At 56.1% G+C, this 23,053-nt stretch carries 16 protein-coding genes; 10 read left to right on the top strand and 6 right to left on the bottom strand.

What is annotated here, in order from left to right:
- Positions 1-74: 74 nt before the first annotated feature.
- From BC777_RS11000 to bchF, 4 genes are read right to left on the bottom strand one after another with little or no spacing between them, the layout of a single operon-like run.
- A complete protein-coding gene (locus tag BC777_RS11000) occupies positions 75-3,620 on the bottom strand; it encodes a magnesium chelatase subunit H (protein WP_100368243.1) in 3,546 nt (1,181 codons plus the stop codon).
- Positions 3,610-5,151 carry a ferredoxin:protochlorophyllide reductase (ATP-dependent) subunit B gene (gene bchB, locus BC777_RS10995; protein ID WP_100368242.1) on the bottom strand — a complete coding sequence of 514 codons (1,542 nt, stop codon included), beginning with the start codon at positions 5,149-5,151 and terminating at the stop codon, positions 3,610-3,612. Before bchB ends, BC777_RS11000 begins: the two co-directional genes overlap by 11 nt.
- A complete protein-coding gene (locus tag BC777_RS10990) occupies positions 5,148-6,461 on the bottom strand; it encodes a ferredoxin:protochlorophyllide reductase (ATP-dependent) subunit N (protein WP_100368241.1) in 1,314 nt (437 codons plus the stop codon). The genes bchB and BC777_RS10990 overlap by 4 nt, the downstream gene beginning before the upstream one ends.
- On the bottom strand, positions 6,458-6,958 hold the full coding sequence (gene bchF / locus BC777_RS10985) for a 2-vinyl bacteriochlorophyllide hydratase (protein WP_100368240.1): 501 nt from the start codon (positions 6,956-6,958) through the stop codon (positions 6,458-6,460). Before bchF ends, BC777_RS10990 begins: the two co-directional genes overlap by 4 nt.
- A gap of 275 nt (positions 6,959-7,233) precedes the next feature.
- Between bchF and BC777_RS10980 the strand changes: the two genes are divergently transcribed.
- Together BC777_RS10980 and ppsR are read left to right on the top strand one after the other, a co-directional pair.
- The gene (locus BC777_RS10980; protein ID WP_100368239.1) at positions 7,234-8,034 is read left to right on the top strand and encodes a cobalamin B12-binding domain-containing protein; all 801 of its coding nucleotides are present in this window, start codon (positions 7,234-7,236) and stop codon (positions 8,032-8,034) included.
- Positions 8,035-8,069: 35 nt separating this feature from the next.
- Positions 8,070-9,497, top strand: coding sequence for a transcriptional regulator PpsR (ppsR, locus tag BC777_RS10975; protein ID WP_100368238.1), 1,428 nt, complete (start codon positions 8,070-8,072; stop codon positions 9,495-9,497).
- A 13-nt stretch (positions 9,498-9,510) separates the two neighbouring features.
- Here the strand turns inward: ppsR and BC777_RS10970 are convergent, their stop codons facing one another.
- Positions 9,511-10,062 (bottom strand): ActR/PrrA/RegA family redox response regulator transcription factor, encoded by a 552-nt coding sequence (locus BC777_RS10970; protein ID WP_100368237.1) that lies wholly within the window; start codon positions 10,060-10,062, stop codon positions 9,511-9,513.
- Positions 10,063-10,217: 155 nt separating this feature from the next.
- On the opposite strand from BC777_RS10970, the gene regB reads away from it, so the two are divergent.
- The 8 genes from regB to trxA all read left to right on the top strand — a co-directional run bounded on the left by regB (position 10,218) and on the right by trxA (position 22,029).
- Positions 10,218-11,621 carry a sensor histidine kinase RegB gene (gene regB, locus BC777_RS10965; RefSeq protein ID WP_100368236.1) on the top strand — a complete coding sequence of 468 codons (1,404 nt, stop codon included), beginning with the start codon at positions 10,218-10,220 and terminating at the stop codon, positions 11,619-11,621.
- Between the two features lie 77 nt (positions 11,622-11,698).
- Positions 11,699-13,255: a PAS-domain containing protein gene (locus BC777_RS10960; RefSeq protein ID WP_100368235.1), complete on the top strand. Its 1,557-nt coding sequence runs from the start codon at positions 11,699-11,701 to the stop codon at positions 13,253-13,255.
- A 41-nt stretch (positions 13,256-13,296) separates the two neighbouring features.
- Positions 13,297-13,761 (top strand): tRNA (adenosine(37)-N6)-threonylcarbamoyltransferase complex ATPase subunit type 1 TsaE, encoded by a 465-nt coding sequence (gene tsaE, locus BC777_RS10955; RefSeq protein ID WP_100368234.1) that lies wholly within the window; start codon positions 13,297-13,299, stop codon positions 13,759-13,761.
- The gene (locus BC777_RS10950) at positions 13,754-14,725 is read left to right on the top strand and encodes an aminoglycoside phosphotransferase family protein (RefSeq protein WP_100368233.1); all 972 of its coding nucleotides are present in this window, start codon (positions 13,754-13,756) and stop codon (positions 14,723-14,725) included. The genes tsaE and BC777_RS10950 overlap by 8 nt, the downstream gene beginning before the upstream one ends.
- Complete coding sequence (locus tag BC777_RS10945; RefSeq protein ID WP_100368232.1) at positions 14,722-15,393, top strand: nucleotidyltransferase family protein; 672 nt, start codon at positions 14,722-14,724, stop codon at positions 15,391-15,393. Before BC777_RS10950 ends, BC777_RS10945 begins: the two co-directional genes overlap by 4 nt.
- On the top strand, positions 15,386-18,313 hold the full coding sequence (gene addB / locus BC777_RS10940) for a double-strand break repair protein AddB (protein WP_100368231.1): 2,928 nt from the start codon (positions 15,386-15,388) through the stop codon (positions 18,311-18,313). Before BC777_RS10945 ends, addB begins: the two co-directional genes overlap by 8 nt.
- Positions 18,310-21,648 (top strand): double-strand break repair helicase AddA, encoded by a 3,339-nt coding sequence (gene addA, locus BC777_RS10935; RefSeq protein ID WP_100368230.1) that lies wholly within the window; start codon positions 18,310-18,312, stop codon positions 21,646-21,648. The genes addB and addA overlap by 4 nt, the downstream gene beginning before the upstream one ends.
- Positions 21,649-21,708: 60 nt before the next feature.
- Positions 21,709-22,029, top strand: a complete 321-nt coding sequence (gene trxA / locus BC777_RS10930; RefSeq protein WP_100368229.1) for a thioredoxin — start codon at positions 21,709-21,711, stop codon at positions 22,027-22,029.
- Between the two features lie 53 nt (positions 22,030-22,082).
- Here trxA and BC777_RS10925 read toward each other — a convergent pair whose 3' ends face one another.
- Positions 22,083-23,000: a capsular polysaccharide export protein, LipB/KpsS family gene (locus tag BC777_RS10925; protein ID WP_100368228.1), complete on the bottom strand. Its 918-nt coding sequence runs from the start codon at positions 22,998-23,000 to the stop codon at positions 22,083-22,085.
- Between the last annotated feature and the right edge of the window lie 53 nt (positions 23,001-23,053).

Genomic DNA, 23,053 nt, shown 5'->3' with positions numbered 1-23,053 from the left:
GGAGCGCAGCGACGAGGGGGCTGGCCCCCTTTTCACCGCGACCCAAAGGGGCGCAAAATCTGTTGCAAAGCACGTCATTCCGCAGCGACCCCTTCCATCCGATCTTCCAACGCATCCGCTGCATCCTGCAAAGCGGCCAACGTATCTTCATCGGGCGCCCAGTACGCACGATCCGACGCCTCCAGCAGACGGTTCGCCATCCGCATGGACGCCTGCGGGTTTAACGCCGCCAACCGCTCGCGCATCTCGGCATCCAGTACAAATGTCTCGGACAGGCGCTGATAAACCCAAGGCTCCACCTCACCCGTGGTCGCAGACCAACCGAGCGTATTGGTCACATGTGCCTCAATCTGGCGGACACCTTCATGGCCGTGGTTCAGCAGGGCTTCATAAAACTTCGGATTCAAACTGCGGCTGCGTGTCTCTAACGCGACCTGATCCTGCAAAGTGCGTACCTTGGCAGACCCACGGGTCTGATCACCAATGTAAACCGGCGCGCTCTCGCCGCCTTTGGCGCGTTTCACCGCGCGTGAAATCCCACCTAGCGTATCAAAGTAGTGGTCAACAGTTGTCACACCCAGCTCAACGGACTCCAAATTCTGATAGGCCAGATCAACGTCCTTCAACGCCTTCTGCAACAACGCCGGGTTCTGCGAGGCCTTACCATTCACGCCATAAGCAAATGATTTGCGGGCCTCATAGGCGTCAGCCAATTCGTCCTCATCACCGAAGGCAGAACTATCAACCAACTGGTTTACATTGGACCCATAAGCCCCTTCTGCGTTCGAGAAGACGCGCAGCGCGGCATCCTCCAGTTCGCAACCCATTTCTTCGGCATAGGCCAGCGCATGCCCGCGAACGAAGTTCTGCTCTGGCAACTCATCCGCCGTCGCACATTTCAATGCTGCCTCAGCCAACATGCGGGTCTGCAACGGCAGCAAGTCGCGGAAAATCCCCGATAGGGTCATCACCACATCAATGCGTGGCCGGCCCAGCTTTTCGAGCGGGATCAAATCTGCCCCCGACAACCGGCCAAAAGCGTCAAACCGCGGCGTCGCCCCCATCAACGCCAGCGCTTGCCCAATCGGGCCACCATCGGATTTAATGTTGTCCGACCCCCAAAGTACCAAAGCCACAGTACGCGGCAGGCTCGCATGGGTTTCCAAGAGCAGGTCGGCCTGTTTGGCCCCTTCCGACATCGCAAATGCGGTTGGCATGCGGAACGGATCAAACGCATGGATATTGCGGCCAGTCGGCACAATCTGCGGCGCACGGATCAAGTCACCACCGGGAACCGGCGCGATGAAATGGCCCGACAGCGCACGCATCAAAGCTGGCAGTTCGTGGTCTTCTTTCAGCAACTCAGCCGCCTGATCCGCTGCTTTGCCTTCCGGCATCAAACGCATCATATCCGCGCGGGCAGCACCGGATAGCGGCTTGCCGACGACATGCAGACCTTCTGTGATCAGCGACCCTTCGGTCTCGAGCAGCTTGAGCCATAGTTTGTCGATATCCCGCGCATTCAGATCAACTGCATTCGCCTGGTCGCGGATCAACTGTTCCAGATCGGCGCGCTGATCATCATCAGCGGGCATTTCACGCCAACGGGTCAGGCTATCCTTCAACTCGGCCAGCCCCTTATAAAGGCCAGCGGTTGTAAGGGGGGGCGTCAAATGCGTGATCGTCACTGCATTGGACCGGCGCTTGGCCAATGTCGCCTCGGACGGGTTATTCGCGGCATAAAGATAAACATTTGGCATCTCACCGATCAGACGATCCGGCCAGTCCTGCCCACTCAGGCCCGCCTGCTTACCCGGCATGAACTCCAACGCGCCATGCATCCCGAAATGCAAGACCACATCAGCAGAGAACGTATTCCGTAACCACAGATAGAAGGTCACAAACGCATGGGTCGGTGCAAAGCCCTTTTCAAAGAGCAAACGCATCGGATCGCCTTCGTATCCAAAGGCAGGCTGCACCCCGACAAAGACATTGCCGAACTGCTGGCCCAGCACATAAACACCGCGCCCGTCCGATTGGATTTTCCCTGGGGCTGGGCCCCAAACCGCCTCAACCTCGGCCAGATGTGGGCTATTGCGCACAATGGTATCGGCATCCACATGGGCGGCTACATTGGCCTGCTGGCCGTATTGCGCAGCATTCCCTTGCAAGATCGCGGCGCGCAGATCATCGACCGTGGCAGGCACTTCAACAGTGTATCCCTCGGCCTTCATCCGCGTCAGCGTATTATGCAGGCTTTCAAACACACTCAGGTAAGCGGCCGTCCCCACAGCCCCCGCATTCGGCGGGAAACCAAAGATGACAATGCCAACCTTCTTCGTCGCATTCCGCTTACGGCGCAAGAGGGCCAAACGGAGGGTTTTTTCCGTCAGGCTCTCGATCCGCTCATGACACGGGGCCATCGCCTTACAATCAGATTGCGCCCGGCAAGCATGCGCGCAACCATCGCAACCATCCGTCCCGTGCCGTCCGGCAAAAACTGTAGGGTTCGTCGCGCCATCAATCTCTGGCAAGGCAACCAACATTGTCGTCTCAATCGGACCAAGACCCTGATCGCTTTTGGCCCATTGACCAAGCGTCTGAAATTCCAGCGGCTGCGCGGCAATATAGGGCACATCGAGGTCTTTCAACAAGGCAACCGCCTTGTCGCTGTCGTTATAGGCGGGGCCACCGATCAGTGAAAAACCGGTGAGTGAGACTAGCGCATCTACATTGCCCTTGAAGTAGGTATCAACAGCCGGCTGCCCGTCCAGACCGCCCGCAAAGGCAGGTATCACACGCATACCGCGCGCTTCAAACGCGCGGATCACAGCGTCGTAATGGGCACAATCAGAGGCCAGCACGTAAGAGCGCAACATCAAGACACCAACGGTTGCCACAGGGGCATCGGGGCCGGGCAGCGCGGTCAAATCAGTGGTGATGTGATGGTCAGGTAGGTCAGGGTGGTAAAGGCCCACATCAGGGTATTCGATTGGCGCATTGGCCGTGACACCTTGCCAGTCGGCACGTGTGGCATAGCGGCCAATCAGGAAACGGATCAGATGTTCAACGTTATCATCAGACCCACCAAGCCAATATTGCATCGACATGAACCAAGCACGCAGATCCTGCGCCTTGCCTGGGATCATCCGCAGGATCTTGGGCAAGCGGCGCAGCATGCGCATCTTCTTCGCGCCAGATTCGGTTGACGGTTTGCCAGAACCGCGCAGCTTTTTCAGCAGGGCCATTGCCCCGCTGGCAGGCTTAGCCATATCCAGATCACCCATACGGGTCAGCTTGACGACCTGCGCATCAGCAATCATGCCGATCATCGCGTCACAACCCTCACGGCGGGCGGCCATCGCAGGCAGGATCGCGTTGATATGCTCTTCAAGGAACAAAAGGTTGGCGATCACAATATCGCCCTGCGCAATCGCTGCTTTGGCTTTGGTGAGCGCATCAGGGCATTCGCCCCATTCAGCGGCCGCCAAAACCTGCACCTCCAGGCCTGGAAAATCGGGTGCCAACCGCGCCGAAACCCGCGCAGCAGGACCAGCGGCATGGGCATCCAGCGTGACGATCACCACGCGGTAAGGTTTATGCATCACCTCATCGCGCATAATGGGCCTTTGCCTCGTAAAGCGTATCAAGACTGATTTCGTGCAACCCCTTCTCGGTCGCAAAAGCTTCGGTATTTCGGCGTGCCTTGCCACGCACGAAAAACGGGATTTTCTTCAGCTCACGTTCCGCATCCGACAGCCAGATCACGTTATCTGGCACCGCTTCATCCTTCATCTTGGCCGGCAAACTCCCGCCGGAGGCTCCTGCCTCTGGCAAAGGGCTATGCCCGCCATGATGACTTGGACCGGCTGCATCATGGAATTCAAAGTCGTCGCGGAACATGGTCAGCAGATGCTCTTCCAGACCCATCACAAGCGGATGGATCAGCGTATCAAAGATAACATTCGCACCTTCAAAACCGACTTGTGGGGAATAGCGCGCAGGGAAATCCTGCACATGGACGGGCGCGGAAATGACAGCGCAAGGAATGCCCAGACGCTTGCCGATATGACGCTCCATCTGCGTGCCGAGGATCATTTCGGGGCTTAGATTTTCAATCGCCGCCTCAACTTCCAGATAATCATCGGTGATCAAGGCCGCAACGCCGTATTCTTTGGCCAACGCCCGAATGGGTCGCGCCATTTCGCGGTTATAGCAACCGATACCGACAACCTCGAAACCCATCTCATCGCGCGCGATGCGTGCTTGGGCAGCAACATGGGTGCCATCGCCAAAGATGAAGACACGCTTGCCGGTTAGATACGTGCTGTCCACCGACCGTGACCACCACGGCATGCGCAGGCGGCTTTCGTCCGGGCGGCCAGAGACGCCGGTGATCGCAGCGACTTCACTAATGAAGTCGTGGGTCGCACCTACGCCGATTGGAACAACCTTTGTGAATGGCTGATTGTGGTTCTTCTCAAGGAACCGCGCCGCGGCCTCGCCCGTTTCTGGCGACAGCAACACGTTGAAATGCGCCGCTGGGAGGCGCGCGATATCAGACGGTGTTGCGTTCAGAGGGGCCACGACATTTATGTCGATGCCCATTTCAGACAGAAGCCCGGTCAACTCTTCCACATCATCGCGGGCGCGAAAGCCCAGCGCGGTTGGGCCAAGGATGTTACAGGTTACCCGTGCCGTCCGCTCTTGCGGCTGCGCGAGGCTGCGGACGATCTGATAGAACGTTTCATCCGCGCCGAAATTTTCTTTGCGGCTATAGCTGGGCAATTCGAGCGGGATGACAGGGATCGAAAGACCCATGGTTTCGGCCAGACCTGCCGGATCATCTTGGATAAGTTCAGCGGTGCAGGACGCGCCAACGATAATCGCTTCAGGATCGAACCGGTCCACGGCATCCTGACAAGAAGTCTTGAACAAAGTCGCCGTGTCAGCACCCAAATCCCGCGCCTGAAAGGTCGTGTAGCTGACAGGCGGGCGGTGGTTGCGTCGCTCGATCATCGTGAACAACAGGTCTGCGTAAGTATCACCCTGCGGGGCGTGCAGCACGTAATGCAGGCCTTTCATCGCAGTTGCGACGCGCATGGCGCCGACATGGGGCGGGCCTTCGTATGTCCAGACGGTCAGCTTCATCGCATGGCCTCGCGCGTTTCAATAGAAGAACTTGTGGCCTGCATGTGGAGGACAGCTTTCCGGCGCAGGGGCCGCGAAAAGAGACCCGCAAGATCACCGGCTTGCTCGTAGAAATGCACTGGTGTGAAGACCAATTCGATGGCCCATTTTGTAGACAGACCTTCGGCTTCAAGCGGGTTCGCCAGACCAAGACCGCAGACTGTCAGATCAGGCCGGGCGGCACGCGCACGTTCCAACTGCTTGTCCACATCCTGACCTTCAGAAATCTGCGGGCCAGCGGGCAACAGATCAAGGTCAGGACCGTGCAAGGCATCGTGGATATAGGGGCTGCCGACCTCAACCGCTGTCATCCCGCACTCACGGGTCAGGAACCGTGCAAGCGGGATTTCCAACTGGCTGTCAGGGAAGAAGAACACAGACTTGCCGCGCAACGCCTCTGCCGCTTGGGCAATCGCTTTGCGCGCCCGGGCGCGGGGGGCAGCGGTCACCGCCTCAAAGGTTTCTTCGCTGACGCCAAATTCAATGGCGATGGCGCGCAGCCAAGCGGTTGTGCCCTCATCACCAAACGGGAAAGGGGCCGCCAAATGGCGTGCACCGCGCCGTTCTAACGCGGCATGGGTATCGCCAAGGAAAGGTTGGGTCAGCGCAAAGACAGTGTTTTCGCCAACTGCGGTCGTGTCATCAATCCGCCGTGCGGGAAGCAGGCGGATTGGGCCAATGCCCATATCGTTCAGGAGCGAAACCATCTGGTCTTCGACCACATCGGGCAGGGCGCCAACGACGAGCAGCTCACGGGCGGTAGTATCTTTCAACACGGGCACCATTGACGCAAGGCATGCATCCTCACCTTCAGTGAAGGTCGTTTCAATGCCGGAACCGGAATAGTTCAAAACCCGCACATGGGGCGCATGAACCTGGCTTAGACGTTCTGCAGCGCGAGCCAGATCGATCTTAATCACTTCAGAGGGGCAGGATCCCACCAAAAATAGTTGCCGGATGTCAGGACGGCGCGACAACAGCCGTTCAACCTCGCGATCCAATTCCTGATGCGCGTCGGCCATGCCCGCCAAATCTTGTTCTTCGAGAATCGCAGTGCCGAATCGTGGTTCGGCAAATATCATCACACCAGCGGCGGATTGCAGCAAATGCGCGCAGGTCCGCGAGCCCACAACAAGGAAAAACGCATCCTGCATTTTACGGTGTAACCAGATGATCCCCGTGAGGCCGCAAAACACCTCGCGCTGGCCGCGTTCTTTAAGCACCGGAGCAGTTCGGCAACCGCCATTTGTAGGGGGAAGGGGGACGTTCATGCGCGCGCCTCCGCATCCAACCTGGCAAGGCGCAATTTCCAAACGAATTGAGCGGCGTTGATGACATAGGCGGCGTAAGCGGCAAGGGCCAAATACATCAAACCAACAGGGGCAAGGCTGTCTGTCAGAAGAGCGAAAACATATAATAAATGCAATGCGATAACCGCAAAGCTGAACACGTCTTCCCAAAAGAATGCGGGCGCAAAAAGATACTGCCCAAAGACCACTTTTTCCCAGATCGCACCGGTCACCATGATCAGTAGCAAAACACCCGTCTTGATCATGATAGATAGGGTCGCTGCATCGTATCCCGCGCCCGTCGACAGGTAACGTATGACAAGGCCCAAAGAGATCAGAAAGACGACAAACTGGAAGGGTGCTAAAAGACCCTGAACGAGGGTCCATTTTGTGGCATCGCGACGTGCTCTTTCAGCGTCTGAATACAAACGTCGATCCAGTGTTTGCACACTTGATGTGTTTATACTGGCGATAGCCATGTAAACCCTCCCTGACATCGTATTGTGTCAAGACTATGGGCCAAACATGTCATGTGTCAACTTTAAGTTACACTAATGTCTGTATGTAAGAGTGCATCAAAATCATAAATGCTATAGGTGTTAAGACGCCTGTTTATAAGGGTTTTTCTAAATCGCGCGTTAACACACACTTGATTTATGTCAATTTGCTTTGACATTCCCGCACTCACAAACGAGAATGGAACAACTGCTGCAAAAGATGCCTTTGGGCTTTGTTTCAGTCAGAGGACACATGGATGGCCGATCGTCAAAACTTTGACGCAAAGAAGGAACGTGCGGTGCCGCTGGTGCAGCCATACGCAAAGGGACGTCGTGTTGCGGCGGCTTTTGCGGACGACAGCGCTGAGCTGGAACTGGATAACGCTGTTTTTTTGCGGCTCAAAGACGCAGCGCTTGATCCTGACCCCAAACAATCGCGCGATGTAATCAAGCGGTCGCTGACGCAGGGCATCGCACCCGAAGACCTTGCAGATCACTATATTCCGGCCATTGCGCGCGATCTCGGTGATCTTTGGTGCAAGGATGAGCTGGGCTTTGCCAATGTCACCATTGGCGCGTCGCGTTTGCAGGCAATGATGCGCGAACTTGGCCCGCACTGGGCGAGCGACAATACCGCAACACCGGGTGCACCGTCGATCCTGTTGATCGTGCTGCAAGATGTTTACCATACACTGGGGGCCATTGTTCTCACCAGTCAATTGCGCCGCAAAGGGTATTCGGTGAAGTTGATTTTGGGTTGCAAGGCGGAAGACGTTGCCGCTGGCGTTTCAAGTACTAAATACCGCGGTGTCTTTATTTCATCTTCGCGTGGCGAAACGCTTGAATCGTTGCGCCGTATGATTGATGTTATAAAAACCTCGACGAATACACCCCCGCCTGTGGTGGTAGGTGGCACCATTCTGGACGTTGAGACGGTTGATAACATAACGGCGCTTACAGGGGCGGACTATGCCACAAGAATTCCAGACGAGGCGCTGACGCTTTGCGGCCTACCACAAAATATACACAAGATAGCACACGCCAAGGGCGGGACCTGATCCATGAAGGCGGCTCCCAGTCACAGGCGACATCAATGACGTCCCGTGGAACAAAGTATTGGAATAGCGGCGCAATCCCGTTGATTGCACCCGAAATCCTTGGCGATATCATCGCAGAAGTGGCCGATGTTGGCGTCGTGATTTCTGATAACGGTTCGATCCTTTCGGTCCTTGTGAACCCCGCCAATGAGGCCTTTCGTCAGCTTGAAAGCTGGGAAAAGAAAGACATCCGCACCTCACTCACAATTGAAAGCGTTTCGAAATTTGAAAGCCGCCTTGCGGAGTTCCTTGAGGGCAAACAAAAGGTGCGCCCGGTTGAGCTGAACCATACCGACGGCAATAATCGCTGGGAATCTCCTGTCCGCTATAGCTTTCACCGGATCGGGCCGGATGGCGCCATTCTTCTGTTGGGCCGTGACCTGCGCCCGATTGCCGAGATGCAGCAACAACTGGTTGAAGCGCAGCTGTCACTAGAGCGCGATTATGAAACACAGCGCGAATATGACACACGCTTTCGCGTTCTGATGGAAAACACCACGGAGGCTGTTCTTTTCGTCTCGGTCCTGACCGGGGAAATTACAGAGGCCAATTCCGCCGCAGTTGCCCTTGTCGATCGTCCCTTGGAAAGCCTGATCGGCAACCAATTGTCGGGCTGTTTTGAGGGTCGCAAGCGCGGCGATATGGTTGATGCGCTTGCGTCGCAAGCCATTTCGGACATGAATAACAAAACAAAGGCTGATTTGCGCGGCAACGGTGGCACCGTCCAGATATATCCGACGCTGTTCCGTGCTGCGGGTGAGCGGGTGTTGCTGTGCAGACTTGTGCCAGAAAACAAAAACGCCGTGCGGGCGGATGCCCTGACCGAAAATCTACAAGCTCTGTATGCCGATGGCCCCGATCCGATGGTCTTTACGACAGATACCGGTGATGTCCTGTCCGCCAATGATGCATTTCTTGACATGATTGATGTGGCGCATGACATCAACGTGCGCGATCGCAGCATTGCAGACTATCTGCAACGCGGCAGCGTTGATTTCAAAGTTATGGCAGAAAACGCCGAACGTGCCGGGCGGATGCGCAGCTATGCAACAAAACTGGCCGGTGCCTATGGCAGCCCACGCGCGGTTGATGTGTCCGTGACCAAACTTTTGGCTGGTCAGCAGACTGTTTTTGCCTTCGTGTTGCGTGATGCAAACCGGGCAGAGGTTGCGCAAGCGCGGTCACATCCGGGCAGTGACGACAGCATGCGCTCGGTTGCCGAACTGGTAGGCAGTGCCACGTTGAAAGACATCGTTGCTGAAACAACCAATGTGGTTGAAAAGATGTGCATTGAAACAGCGGTGAAACTGACGATGAACAACCGTGTCGCCGCAGCAGAGATGCTGGGGCTGTCACGCCAATCGCTTTACGTCAAACTGCGTAAATTCGATTTGTTGAGCCGCGAAACAGAAAACAAAGAGTAGAGACTGCCTTTGGTTAACGCGGGCTTCGCTTAGCAAGTATGCGCTGCAAGGTACGCCGGTGCATCGACAACCGCCGCGCTGTTTCGGATACATTGCGATCACATAGTTCATAAACGCGCTGAATATGCTCCCAGCGGACCCGATCTGCACTCATCGGGTTTTCGGGGGGTGGTGGCAATTCATCCGTCAAGGCAAGCAGCGCATTGGTAACATCAGTGGCATCCGCAGGTTTGGACAAATAATCGGTTGCGCCGATTTTCACTGCCGCCACGGCAGTGGCGATGGCCCCATATCCGGTCAAGACCACGATCCGCGCATCCGGTCTGCGGGCGCGTAGCGTTTCCACCACATCAAGGCCATTGCCGTCTTCCAAACGCAGATCAACCACCGCGTAAGCAGGCGGGCGGGCCGTGGACACAGCTTTACCAGCGGCGACAGAACCTGCCATCTCAACGTCAAAACCACGTTTTTCCATCGCTTTTGCGAGCCTGCGCAAAAACGCTTCATCATCATCGACCAGAAGAAGACTTTTGTCTTCGCCCAGATCCAACGCCTCGATATTCATATTAAGACCTATTGCCAGTTCTTTTAGATAAGTAGAATTGTAGCAGGCCGCGTCAACTGAACGCGGCGTATCTGAAAGGTCATGGATCAAGTCGCATTGATCATGGCGGTATTCAGGTTATCCTTTCTATCAACCCGCGTATCGGATTTCAGAACATGCCGCCTACCGACTTTCAGCTTTTGAAGCGACCAGAAAGAACCAACTGGATCAGGCTGCGCACGCTGGTCACCCTGCGTTGGTTTGCGATTGCTGGCCAATCGGCAGCTATCATCGTTGCGGTCAGGCTGTATGGCATTGATATTGCGGTCGGTGCGGCGGCTTTGGTTATCACCATCGCAATCACTGCGAACCTTGTATCCTATTATACCTATCCCACCAACAAACGCATGTCGGGGCTTGAAGCAACCCTTTGGCTTGTCTTTGATATCATCCAGCTGTCCGCGCTTTTGTATCTGACAGGCGGGCTGAACAACCCCTTTGCGATGCTTGTGCTGGCACCAGTGACGATCTCTGCGACAGTATTGCATATCAGAAGCACTGTTTTTCTGGGACTGACGGCGATCACGCTGGTCACGATTGTCAGCCGCTATCACCTGCCCTTGATGAGTGATGCTGGCGCAGAGCTTGCTTTGCCAGTGCTGTTTCAGTTCGGGTTTTGGGTCGCGTTGTTGATCAGCCTTGTGTTTGTCGCACTTTACGCCCGCCAGGTCACCTCCGAGATGAACGCCATGAACGAGGCACTGCTGGCCACACAGCTTGCCCTGTCACGCGAACAAAAACTGACAGATCTTGGCGGCGTTGTTGCAGCCACAGCGCATGAATTAGGCACACCACTGGCCACGATCAAACTGGTGAGCAGTGAGTTGAAGGAAGAATTGCAAGATCGCCCAGAGCTGCTGGAGGATGCTGAACTGATCAGGTCCCAGGCAGATCGGTGTCGCGATATTTTGCAATCCATGGGGCGCTCCGGCAAGGATGATTTACAGGTGCGCTTTGCACCCATTGAAACGGTAATCCGCGAAGCGGCCGAGCCGCATTTGGACCGAGGCAAGGAGGTCCGCTTCGACATTGTGCCACAGGAAGGGGCCAACCTGACCCAACCCAGCATAGAAAGACGCCCCGAAATCATCCATGGGCTTCGCAATCTTATTCAGAATGCCGTCGATTTTTCGCGCGCGCAGGTGATGGTAGAAATGACATGGTCCGAGGACACGATTACCGTGCGCATTTCTGACGATGGGCGCGGTTTTCCGCCCTCTGTGATTGGGCGCATCGGTGATCCGTTTGTCAAACGCCGCCGTTTGTCCGAAGATGGCGCCCGGCGTCCGGGCTATGAAGGAATGGGGCTCGGGCTTTTTATTGCAAAGACTTTACTTGAACGTTCAGGTGCGAAACTGAGCTTTTCCAACAGCCGCAAGCATGGGCATGCAAGCTGGACCGGGCAGGCAACAGGTGGTGCAATTGTTGAGGTCAGTTGGCCCCGCAAGTTGCTGCAAACAAATAAACCTACGCAAAACGCACCTTTGGGGGAAAACCAACCTATTGCTGTTTGGCCATAATCTTGGCCCAAATGTTAAGACGACGTTAACTTTCCTGATCGATATCTTAATCACGCAGAGTCAGGAATGGATACATCATGTTATTGAACATGGCAGAGCTTCTCGCCATCTGTGTTGCTGCGGTTTGCGGCGCTGCGGTGATCATTACTTTGCTGCAATCCAAAAGACCCGCACGCCCGCAAGGAGCCGCCACTTTCAACAAAGCGTCCGATAAAGGGACAATATTTCTTTTCGCTGATGATCATCTGATCGATGCCACCCCCGATGCATGGGCGATGATCGGTCACGGCGCAAATAACCTGAGTGATCTTGATGTGATGATTACCCATGTCACGCCAGAATTTCCGGGTATCAAAGAAAAGCTCGCCGATCCTGACGCAGCGGCATTTCGTATCTGTAGCGAAAGCGATCCGACCGTCTTTATCGATGCCAAACGTACGGACAACCGGTTGCGGATTTCACTGAATGGCGATGAAACCTGGACCCGCGAACTGGCTGCGTTGCGCATGTCCTGTGACGCTAGCAATGCAGAAACCGCATTGATGCAGAGCATCACCACCCATTCGACACAGCTAGTCTGGCACGAAGATCAAAACGGGCATCTGCGTTGGGCGAATAATGCGTATATCGAAGCGCTGCGTGAACTGGATGTGAAATCCCTTTTCGATGCCACGGCGGAACCGCTGGAGCCGCAAAAGCGCAGGATTGCGGTCAAACCAGCTGATGGTGAAAAGGACCAATGGTTTGACATTTCAACCGTGATCCATGCAGGCGGGCGTTTGCATTTCGCCAATAACGCAACCGAAATTGTCCGCGCAGACAGTGCCAGATCAGAATTTGTAAAAACACTTGGCAAGACATTTGGGGAACTATCCATTGGCCTTGCGATCTTTGACAAGAACAGACAAGTGAAAATGTTCAATCCGGCCTTCAGCGATATGTCCGGCCTACCCTTTGATTTTCTTGGCGCCAGTCCCACAATTGATACCGTGCTCGACCGCTTGCGCGAAATACGCATGATGCCTGAACCCAAGAATTATACATCATGGCGCGAACAATTCACGGCTGTTGAAACAGCCGCAAAGAACGGAACCTACAGCAAGAACTGGGCACTGCCAGACGGGCAGACCTACCGCGTCACCGGGCGGCCGCATCCAGATGGCGCCTTTGCCTTGCTATTCGAAGATATCACCGCAGAGGTGTCGCTGACACGGCGCTTCCGCCGTGACATCGAAACCGGCCAAGCCGTACTTGATACGCTGTCCGACGCCATTGCAGTCTTTTCAGCGACCGGCACATTGGTGATGTCCAATCGCGCCTACACTACCCTTTGGTCCAACGGGCCGGAAAAGGTGCTCGAACACCGCATCTTACCGTCTGAGATGAAGGTTTGGCAAAACCACTGTATCCCATCGTCAATGTGGCATGACATGCGTGATTTCATCCAGCAACTTGGTACCAGACCGCCATGGTCAGACACGATACTGATGGAGGACGGGCGACATTTGGCCTGCCATGCGGACCCTATCGCAAGCGGGATGACGCTCGTGCGCTTTGCAATCGCACCACCAAAAAGGCCCGAAATCCGCAAGCTGATGATGCGCGATATGGCAATCGAAGCTGGCAAGCGCTGATTTCCGCTTGCAGGGCCGTCGCAACCCCATAATGTCGGGTTATGACCCACACCTTGTTTGCGTTTTCTCTGGACGATGAAGAAGCCACCGGCATTTTGGCAGCGAAAATCGCAACATACCTCAAGGCAGGTGACACGCTCTTGCTGGATGGGCAGATTGGCGCAGGCAAATCCGCCTTCGCCCGCGCCCTGATCCGCGCACGCCTTGGGCGGATGGAAGATGTCCCCTCTCCTACATTCACTCTGGTGCAAACCTATGACGATGAAAATGGTGATATCTGGCATTGCGATCTTTATCGGCTGACGCACCCGGATGAAGCATTGGAGCTGGGTTTAAGTGAGGCATTTGAAACCGCGATATGCCTAATAGAATGGCCGGATCGGTTAGGCGACGTCGCACCCAAAACAGCGCTGACACTAGCCTTTGAAGCACAAGAGGACCAACATCACCTGACAATCACGGGACCCTCACCTTGGCCCGACAGGTTGCGAGGCTTGAATGCCTGACCGCGCCACCATCATCGCAGATTTCCTTGCCGGTGGCCCATGGCAAGATTGGGCGCAAACCCCGCTGGCCGGTGATGCATCAGCGCGCCGTTACCTACGTCTGTCGTCCGGGCCCGAAACGGCAATTCTGATGGATGCGCCGCCCGAAAACGGCGAAGACACAAGAAGCTTTGTTGATATAGCAAATCTGCTCTGCCAGCATGGGTTTGCCGCACCAGATATCCTCGGGCATGCCCCCAAAAACGGGCTATTGCTGCTAAGCGATTTGGGGATAAATGACTTTGCGCAATGGCTGCAGGACATGCCATCAGATGAGATGATACTTTACCGGTCTGCCGCAGATATCCTGCTGCGGCTGGAAGAAGTGACGCCCCCCGCCCATCTTAAAAAGATGACACCTGCCGTCGGTGCCGAGATGGTCGCGATCATTGGACCATATTACAGCCACGCGCCCACTGATGATCTTTGCGCACAAGTGCATCATGCGCTGGCAGAATTTGCACCCGATCCTGATACGCTGGCCCTACGTGACTTCCATGCCGAAAACCTGATTTGGCGGGCCAATCTAACGGGCCATGACAAAGTTGGGTTGCTGGATTTTCAAGACGCTTTCATCGCACCCGCAGGCTATGATCTTGCCTCGCTTTTACGGGATGCCCGGCGCGACGTCAGCCCAAGCGTGGCCACAGAAATGATCCAGTATTTCACCGACAGCACCCGCGCAAAGGGCCAGTTTCAAACAACGTTTGCTTGTCTTGCCGTGCAGCGTAACCTACGCATCCTTGGTGTTTTTGCGCGCCTCGTGACTGAGATGGGAAAACCGCGCTACCTTGATTTCATGCCGCGCGTTTGGGGCCATATCCTGCAAGACCTCCAAGACCCGGCACTTGCCAACCTACAACAAGCGGTGTTGGATACTGTGCCCGCGCCAACACCAGAAAAACTGGCGAGGCTGGTCGCATGAGCATGCCAATCCTGTTCTTCGCCGCCGGGCTTGGCACCCGCATGGGGGCATTGACGGCGGATAAACCCAAGCCGTTGATCAAGGTGGCAGGCAAGGCGCTGATCGACCACGCACTTGATCTTGCCAAAGACACCGACATTAGCAAAAAGGTCGTCAACCTACACTACCACGGCGATATGATCCGCGACCATCTTGCCGGCCAGCCCATCATTTTTTCTGATGAAAGCGATATGCTTTTGGAAACCGGTGGCGGTTTGCGCAAGGCATTGCCGCTTCTGAATGGCAATCCGGTCCTGACCATGAACACCGACGCCGTCTGGAATGGCCCTAACCCGATACGGCACATCCTGCAGGCATGGCGGCCCGAAATGGAGGCACTCCTGCTACTCGTGGAAAAGCGCAACGTTTCTGGCCACCTTGGCAAAGGTGATTTCCATATCGACGCAAACGGTCAACTGCATCGCGCGCCAGAAGCCATTTATACCGGCCTGCAAATCCTGCGAACCGATGTGTTGTCTGAGATCGCAGAAACCGCGTTTTCGCTGAATATCGCATGGAACATTATCGGCGCGCGCGGCGGCCTTTATGGCACCGTTTACGACGGGCAATGGTGCGATGTTGGGCAACCGTCCAGCATTGAAGCAGCCGAGGCAATGCTGGATGTTTGACCCCGCAACCAAACCGCGCATCTTTGCCAGCCCACCCGGCGTTGATTTTGCCGAAGGGCTTGTCGCCGGGCTGCTTGCGCGCACCGCAGATATGACACCGACCGATCTGGCTCGGGTTGAAATCTACGTCAACACAACCCGCATGCAACGCCGCATCAGGGCGGTTTTTGACGCGGGCCCAGCGCGTTTGCTGCCCCGTATCCGCCTGATCACCGATCTTGCAAACGATCCGGTCTCGCTTGATTTGCCACCTGCGGTGTCACCCCTGCGGCGGCGATTGGAGCTATCGCAATTCGTGGCCAAACTACTTGATCAGGAACCTGACCTTGCGCCGCGTGCGGCACTTTATGATCTGTCCGACAGCCTTGCCAAACTCATGGATGAAATGCAGGGCGAAGGTGTGAAACCCGATGTGATCACTGGTCTCGATGTCACCGATCAGTCCGGACACTGGGAACGCGCGTTGGCGTTTCTCAAGATCATCACCCCGTTCTTTGACCAACAAAATGAACCACCCGATAAAGAAGCGCGGCAACGCATGGTGATCGAAACACTTGCCGCAAATTGGGAGACAGAACCGCCGATACATCCCATCCTCATTGCAGGATCAACCGGATCGCGCGGCGCGACGGCACTCTTTATGCAGGCGGTCGCCAAGCTGCCACAGGGTGCAATCATCCTGCCGGGGTTCGATTTCGATCTGCCTGATCACGTCTGGGACGCAATGGATGATGATCTGACCGCAGAGGATCATCCGCAATTCCGCTTCCGCCGCCTGATGGACCTGATCGGGTTTGGGCGAAATGATGTTGGCGAATGGTCCGGACAAGCGCCAGTGCACCCAGCGCGCAACGCGCTGATTTCCCTATCACTGCGCCCCGCGCCTGTGACAGACCAGTGGCTGGCGGAAGGCCCTGATCTTGGCGATCTGCACGACGCGACCAAAGGTTTGACTTTGGTAGAAGCAGCCTCGCCCCGCGCTGAGGCAGAAACCATTGCGCTGCGCCTGCGCCAAGCGGCAAAGGATGGGATCACTGCCGCCCTGATCTCGCCTGATCGGATGCTGACCCGTCAGGTGACGGCTGCCCTCGACCGTTGGGATATCAAGCCTGACGACAGTGCCGGTATGCCCCTTGCCCTGTCCCCGCCGGGGCGGTTTTTACGCCATGTCGCGGACCTTTTTGGTAAACCTTTGACAGGTGAGGCATTGCTGACCCTGCTAAAACACCCGCTGTGCCATTCCGGGCGGGACGACCGCGGCGAACACCTGCGCCATACCCGCGATCTTGAACTATACCTGCGCCGGTATGGGCCGCCCTTCCCAAAACCGGAAGATCTGCTGACATGGGCAAAGACAGGGACAGAGCGCGCCGGGTGGGCAGGTTGGCTCGCACAGCTGATCGCCGGGTTGGAAACGGCGCACGGCCAGACATTATCTGACCATCTGGATCAGCACCTCACCGTTGCCACACAGTTGTGCGCAGGCCCCGCCGCTGACGGATCAGGCGGCCTTTGGGACGAAGCGGCAGGACGCGAAGCACGCAAAACCTGCGATAACCTGATCCAAGTTGCCAGCGCAGGCGGCACCATGACCGCACGGGACTATGCGGCCCTTTTTGGGGCGGTCATCGCCGAAGGCACAGTGCGGGATCGCGATGCGGGCCACCCCGACATCCTGATCTGGGGAACGCTTGAGGCGCGGGTACAGGGCGTTGATCTGACCATTCTGGGCGGCATGAACGATGGCGTTTGGCCCGAAGCACCACCCCCCGATCCTTGGCTGAACAGGGTCATGCGGGCCAAGGCGGGGCTTTTGCTGCCAGAACGGCGGATTGGACTGTCGGCGCATGACTATCAACAAGCGGTTGCCGGGCGCGAGGTATGGATCACACGGGCGAAACGCTCGGCCGATGCGGAAACTGTGCCGTCACGCTGGGTCAACCGGCTGACGAATTTGTTGAAAGGTCTGCCGAAACAAAACGGACCCGATGCGCTGGAAGCGATGCGCGCCGAGGGCGGACGTTGGTGTGCGATGGCGGCCGCTCTGTCCACGCCTGAAAACCGGGTTCCAGCGCAACCTCGCCCTTCGCCTTGTCCGCCCATCGCTGCGCGACCAGGCAAGCTTTCCGTGACCCAAATCAAAACGCTGATCCGCGATCCTTTCGCGATCTATGCACGCAACACGCTGCACCTCAGCCCCCTCGACCCGCTGGTGCCCACCGCAGATGCGCCCCTGCGCGGCACAATCGTGCATGGCATTCTTGAGCGTTTCATACGTTCCGGACACGGGGCGAATGACAAAGATGCATTGATGCAAATCGCGGCCGAAGAATTTGCCGCACATTGCCCGTGGCCAACAATCCGCGCACAGTGGATGGCACGGATGGAACGATCCGCCGATCAGTTTTTGGCGGATGAGGCAGAACGGCAAACTCTTGCGACCGAGAACAAGATCGAAGCCTTTGGCGAGATTTTTGTCGCACCCTCTGGTGTTTTGCTGACCTGCAAGGCCGACAGAATTGACCTGACAGACACCGGATCGGCGCTGATCTATGACTATAAAACCGGGGCGGTTCCGACCAAAAATCAGCAACTGACCTTTGACAAGCAGCTCTTGCTAGAGGCGGCGATGGTGGAGCTTGGCGCGTTCGAAAGCCTTGGTCCCATGTCGGTCGCTGGCGCCACCTTTATCGGGGTAAATGCGGCTATGAAAAAAGTGCCGGCGCCGCTCGATGACAACCCACCCAATCAGGTTTGGGGCGAGTTAGAGGCGCTTTTTGCCAATTGGCACGACCCCAAACGCGGCTATACGGCTCGCCTCGCGTTATTTTCAAAAACGGACCAAAGCGATTATGATCATCTGTCGCGTTACGGCGAATGGGGCACCAGCGACGACCCTGACCCACAGGTGCTGACATGATCCGCGATGCTGCAACCCAACGACAGGTTGATGCCGCCGATCCACGCACCTCGACCTGGCTATCGGCCAATGCGGGGTCCGGCAAAACACGCGTGCTGACCGACCGCGTGGCGCGATTGCTGCTGGAAGAGGTCTCACCGCAGAACATCCTGTGCCTGACATACACCAAAGCCGCCGCAGCCGAGATGCAGAACCGCCTGTTCCAGCGTTTGGGCGCATGGGCCATGATGGCGGACGATGACTTGCGCGCCGAATTGGTGGCTTTAGGCGTTGATCGCCAGATTGATGGGGCGCAACTTGCGCAGGCCCGCACCCTTTTTGCCCGCGCCATTGAAACGCCCGGTGGTCTGAAAATCCAAACCATCCATTCATTCTGTGCAGGCGTGCTGCGGCGCTTTCCATTGGAAGCGCAGGTCAGCCCACAATTCCGCGAGATGGAAGATCGGGCCGCAGAAATCTTGCGGGCAGAGGTGGTTGATGAGATGGTGGTGGGTCCACAGGCAGATGTCGTGCATCAACTGCTTGCACATTTCACCGGCAGCGAATTGGATAAATTTACGGCTGAAATCGCCGGAAAGCGCGAATATTTCCATCAGAAACGCGATTTTGCATCGATCAATGAAACGCTTGGTATCCCAGAAGACCTTACTGTTGAAACGCTGCTTGATGATGTCTTTGACGAAAAACTGCTGTCGCGGTTCGTGAACGCCTGTGCGGCGGGTTCAACCAATGACGTCAAAGCCGCAAACGCCTTGCGCCCAATCATCAGCAACGCACATGCACCGCATGACATTCTTGCGGTCCTCGAAAACGTCTTTCTGACTGGTGAAGGCGCGAAAGCACCATTCACGGCCAAAACCAACACCCTGCCCACCAAGGCAACGCGCGCCGCAAACGAAGATCTGATGGCAGATATCGCACCATTGATGGGGCGTGTCGAAGACATGCGCCCCTATCGGCTGGGATTATTGGCACTGGACCGCACCAAAGCGCTTTATGATTTCGCCAACGTCTTTGTCCCTGCATATGAGGCGCGCAAACTCGCCATGGGCGCGCTTGATTTCGACGATCTGATCCGCAAGGCCAAGGCGCTGTTGACCGACAGGGATGTCGCGCAGTGGGTGCTGTTCCGGCTGGACGGTGGGATCGATCACATACTGGTGGACGAAGCGCAGGACACCAGCCCAACCCAATGGGCGGTCATTGAGCAACTGACGCAAGAGTTTGCGACAGGCGAAGGCGCGCGGATGGATCGGGAACGGACCGTCTTCGTTGTGGGTGATAAGAAACAGTCGATCTATTCGTTCCAAGGGGCTGATCCGGCGGCCTTTGACCAGATGAAGGCGCATTTCCGCGATGCACACCGGGCAATTGATAAACCGTTTGAGGTCACATCACTGGACCATTCATTCCGATCTTCCCAAGCGATCCTTTCCGTCGTAGATCAGACCTTTATTGGGGACCGCGCAGAAGGGATGGACGACACACTGACCCATATCGCGTTCAAGGAAAACATGCCCGGTCGCGTCGACTTGTGGCCAGTGATTGAAAAGTCCATCGTCGAGGATAATCGCGAATGGTTCAAACCTGTTGATGAGCCCAGCGCCACCGATCACACCGTGCTGATGGCCCAGCGCGTTGCGGAACAGATCAAACATATCATCGGGCATGAAACGATCCCCGAAGAAATCGATAACACCGGAACCTACAACCGCCGCCCCATTACAGAGGGCGATTTCCTGATCCTTGTACAGCGCCGGTCCGAACTCTTTGCTGAGATCATTCGCGCCTGTAAAGCCGCTAATCTAAAGATCGCAGGCGCTGACAGGCTACGGGTCGGGGCCGAATTGGCCGTGAAAGACCTTGCCGCTGTTCTCAGCTTTCTGGCTTTGCCTGAAGATGATTTGTCACTCGCCTCTGCCCTGCGATCCCCGCTGTTTGGGTGGTCCGAGCAGGATCTTTTTACGCTTGCCCATCACCGGCCCAAAGGCAGTTTCCTGTGGGAAGCATTGCGCAACTCTAACCATACCGAAACCCTTGCAATTCTGAACGACCTGCGCAGCAAGTCCGACTTCCTGCGTCCTTATGACCTGATCGAACGCATCCTGACCCGGCATGATGGGCGGCGCAGGTTGCTTGCCCGGTTGGGGCCAGAAGCTGAAGATGGAATTGACGCGTTGCTGTCCCAAGCCCTTGCTTACGAAAGCACGGGCGTGCCCAGTTTGACCGGCTTCCTGACCTGGATGGAAACCGACGAACTGGAAGTGAAACGCCAGATGGAAAGTCAAGGTGACCGCATTCGCGTGATGACCGTGCATGGCGCTAAGGGGCTGGAAGCGCCGATTGTCATTTTGCCCGACACCGCCAAACGCGATGTGCAGGTAAAACAAGAACTGTTGCCAGCCGGCGATCACTTGATTTGGAAGACCCCGGCAAAGTCTTCGGCCCCTGTCGTGGCCGAATTGCGCGATACCGTTATCGCCAAGCAAGCGCGCGAACGGATGCGGTTGCTTTACGTAGCAATGACACGTGCCGAAAAATGGCTGATCGTGGGTGCCGCGGGCGATGTCGGGGAAGGTGATGCGAGTTGGTACAACATTGTCGCTGATGGAATGGGCAGGCGCGGTGATTATGACGCGATGCTTGGTGACATGCCTCTGCGGCGCGTGTCAGAATTGGATTGGAATGCGCCCGATTTGGTTACAAAGGATGCGAAGCCAAAGATAAAGGTCGCACCGCCGCATTTTGGTGAATTGCCGATCCCACAATCCAACAAGACAATCGCCCCATCAGAATTGCCCGGTGATAAAATCATGAAAGGTGATCCCGCTGGTGACGATATCGACGATGCATTGGCGCGGGGGACACAAATTCACCTGCTGCTTGAGCATTTGCCAATGGTCGCGAAAGATCGGCGACACAAGCTTGGGCTGCAACTGTTGCAAACCGACGATGCCACATTGGTTGAAGAGGTTATCGCCTTGATCGACAAGCCCGACCTTGCGTGGCTTTGGCAGGCCGATGCCTTGACCGAGGTCGTTGTGACGGCTGACATCCCCGGCCTTGGCCGCATTCATGGGGCGATTGATCGGCTGATCATCGGGCTGGATATGATCACGGCAATTGATTACAAATCAAACAGGCTGGTCCCTGAAACGCCCACGCAAACTCCCCTAGGTCTGCAGCGCCAGTTGGCCGCCTATGACCATGCACTGCGTTTGATCTACCCCGATCACACCATCAAAACGGCTATTCTTTGGACCCATAACGGGACATTGACCGAAATACCCCAACAACATCTTCACGAAGCGCTGAACACAGCTGCTACATCTTGACCAGCGGCGGCAGGGTTCCTAGTTTCAGTCTCCAATGTTTTTTCGCCAAGGAGCACCCCAATGGCAACCGTAGCAGTCACCGACGCAACCTTTGACGCCGAAGTCCGCAATTCCGATATCCCCGTTGTCGTGGATTTCTGGGCAGAGTGGTGTGGCCCATGCAAACAGATCGGCCCCGCTCTGGAAGAGCTTTCGGCCGAGATGGAAGGCAAGGTCAAGATCGTCAAAGTAAACGTCGACGAGAACCCGAACTCACCCGCCCAAATGGGCGTGCGTGGCATTCCTGCGCTGTTCGTCTTCAAGAACGGTGAAGTTGTATCCAACAAAGCGGGCGCCGCACCCAAGGCCGCACTACAAGGCTGGATCGAGGAATCCATCTAAGCAGCCCGACAGAGTTTTCTGAAAGGGCGCCCATTGCGGCGCCCTTTTTTCATTCAAACGGGCCAGCCGTGATAGCGCAAAGACGCGGCAATTCGTTTCTTCGCCTCTGGCCGTCCTGCATTGATCGCGCGTAATTGCAGGAACCAATAAAGATATGCCGCATAATTCGGTGCGTGGTCGTCCATTGCTGTGAATGCCTGCTCCGGTCCTAAATCCGCGACATTCAAGGCAATATGGTGAAAGTCTGATTTCGCAAACAAGACCACAGGTTTGCCAAAAAAATAACCTTCAAAGCCAACGGCGGAATTTTGGGTTACGATATAGTCGCAGTTTTGCAGATATCGGGGCGATCCTCCCCGGTCGACTATCAACCGGTCATCCTCAGAGGCCAGCGCCTCCAACGCCTTTTGTTCTGCAGTTGTGTAAGTTTCGGACGGATGCAAGGTGACGACAACCTGCCGCTTTTGATCATGGGCCAATACCGTTTTGATCATGTCCAACGGGCTGCATGACTGAAACGACCTTTGGCGCAAAAGTTGCCCCTGTAGAGGTACATATACAAAACCGTCCTTGCGGGCATGATCAGGTGCATCATCAAACAGGCGTCGCCGCCAAAACCGGTAAAAATTCGCAGCCTTGCGGGCATCGACTTTCCGCCGATCAAACACGTCTTGTGCCACCGGCCAATTCCAGCGCTCAGCCTCTTTTTCAATATGCCAGAACGGATAAATATAGGTCTTGCGAAAGGTCAGCCCGCGCGCGTTCGCAGGTGGGTCCATCAGATACATTCCTCGCCCCGGTCGGGCCACTGCGCGCAGGCGCGCAAGATCATCGTCACCATCAAAAGCGACGATTAGCCCAGCGCTTGTCAGCACCTCGCTTACCTTCGAAATAAAGTTGTGATTGCCTCGTTCCGCCTGTTTGCGCAGGTGGGGTGGCAGGTAAAACGTAACAGTATCGCGGGCATTCATCCGCCGAACGCTAGCGGTGCCCCGCGCCTTGAACAACCCGTCCGGGGTTGTTT

This window comes from Yoonia maricola (genome assembly GCF_002797915.1).
Classification (GTDB): domain Bacteria; phylum Pseudomonadota; class Alphaproteobacteria; order Rhodobacterales; family Rhodobacteraceae; genus Yoonia; species Yoonia maricola.
The sequence above is the reverse complement of the archived record's forward strand: the minus strand, read 5'-3'. Positions and strand labels throughout refer to the sequence as shown.

Coding starts and splice junctions, on each gene's coding strand:
- BC777_RS11000 (WP_100368243.1), bottom strand. CDS start 3,620: ATGCGCGATGAGGTGATGCATAAACCTTACCGCGTGGTGATCGTCACG.
- bchB (WP_100368242.1), bottom strand. CDS start 5,151: ATGAAGCTGACCGTCTGGACATACGAAGGCCCGCCCCATGTCGGCGCC.
- BC777_RS10990 (WP_100368241.1), bottom strand. CDS start 6,461: ATGAACGTCCCCCTTCCCCCTACAAATGGCGGTTGCCGAACTGCTCCG.
- bchF (WP_100368240.1), bottom strand. CDS start 6,958: ATGGCTATCGCCAGTATAAACACATCAAGTGTGCAAACACTGGATCGA.
- BC777_RS10980 (WP_100368239.1), top strand. CDS start 7,234: ATGGCCGATCGTCAAAACTTTGACGCAAAGAAGGAACGTGCGGTGCCG.
- ppsR (WP_100368238.1), top strand. CDS start 8,070: ATGACGTCCCGTGGAACAAAGTATTGGAATAGCGGCGCAATCCCGTTG.
- BC777_RS10970 (WP_100368237.1), bottom strand. CDS start 10,062: ATGAATATCGAGGCGTTGGATCTGGGCGAAGACAAAAGTCTTCTTCTG.
- regB (WP_100368236.1), top strand. CDS start 10,218: ATGCCGCCTACCGACTTTCAGCTTTTGAAGCGACCAGAAAGAACCAAC.
- BC777_RS10960 (WP_100368235.1), top strand. CDS start 11,699: ATGTTATTGAACATGGCAGAGCTTCTCGCCATCTGTGTTGCTGCGGTT.
- tsaE (WP_100368234.1), top strand. CDS start 13,297: ATGACCCACACCTTGTTTGCGTTTTCTCTGGACGATGAAGAAGCCACC.
- BC777_RS10950 (WP_100368233.1), top strand. CDS start 13,754: ATGCCTGACCGCGCCACCATCATCGCAGATTTCCTTGCCGGTGGCCCA.
- BC777_RS10945 (WP_100368232.1), top strand. CDS start 14,722: ATGAGCATGCCAATCCTGTTCTTCGCCGCCGGGCTTGGCACCCGCATG.
- addB (WP_100368231.1), top strand. CDS start 15,386: ATGTTTGACCCCGCAACCAAACCGCGCATCTTTGCCAGCCCACCCGGC.
- addA (WP_100368230.1), top strand. CDS start 18,310: ATGATCCGCGATGCTGCAACCCAACGACAGGTTGATGCCGCCGATCCA.
- trxA (WP_100368229.1), top strand. CDS start 21,709: ATGGCAACCGTAGCAGTCACCGACGCAACCTTTGACGCCGAAGTCCGC.
- BC777_RS10925 (WP_100368228.1), bottom strand. CDS start 23,000: ATGAATGCCCGCGATACTGTTACGTTTTACCTGCCACCCCACCTGCGC.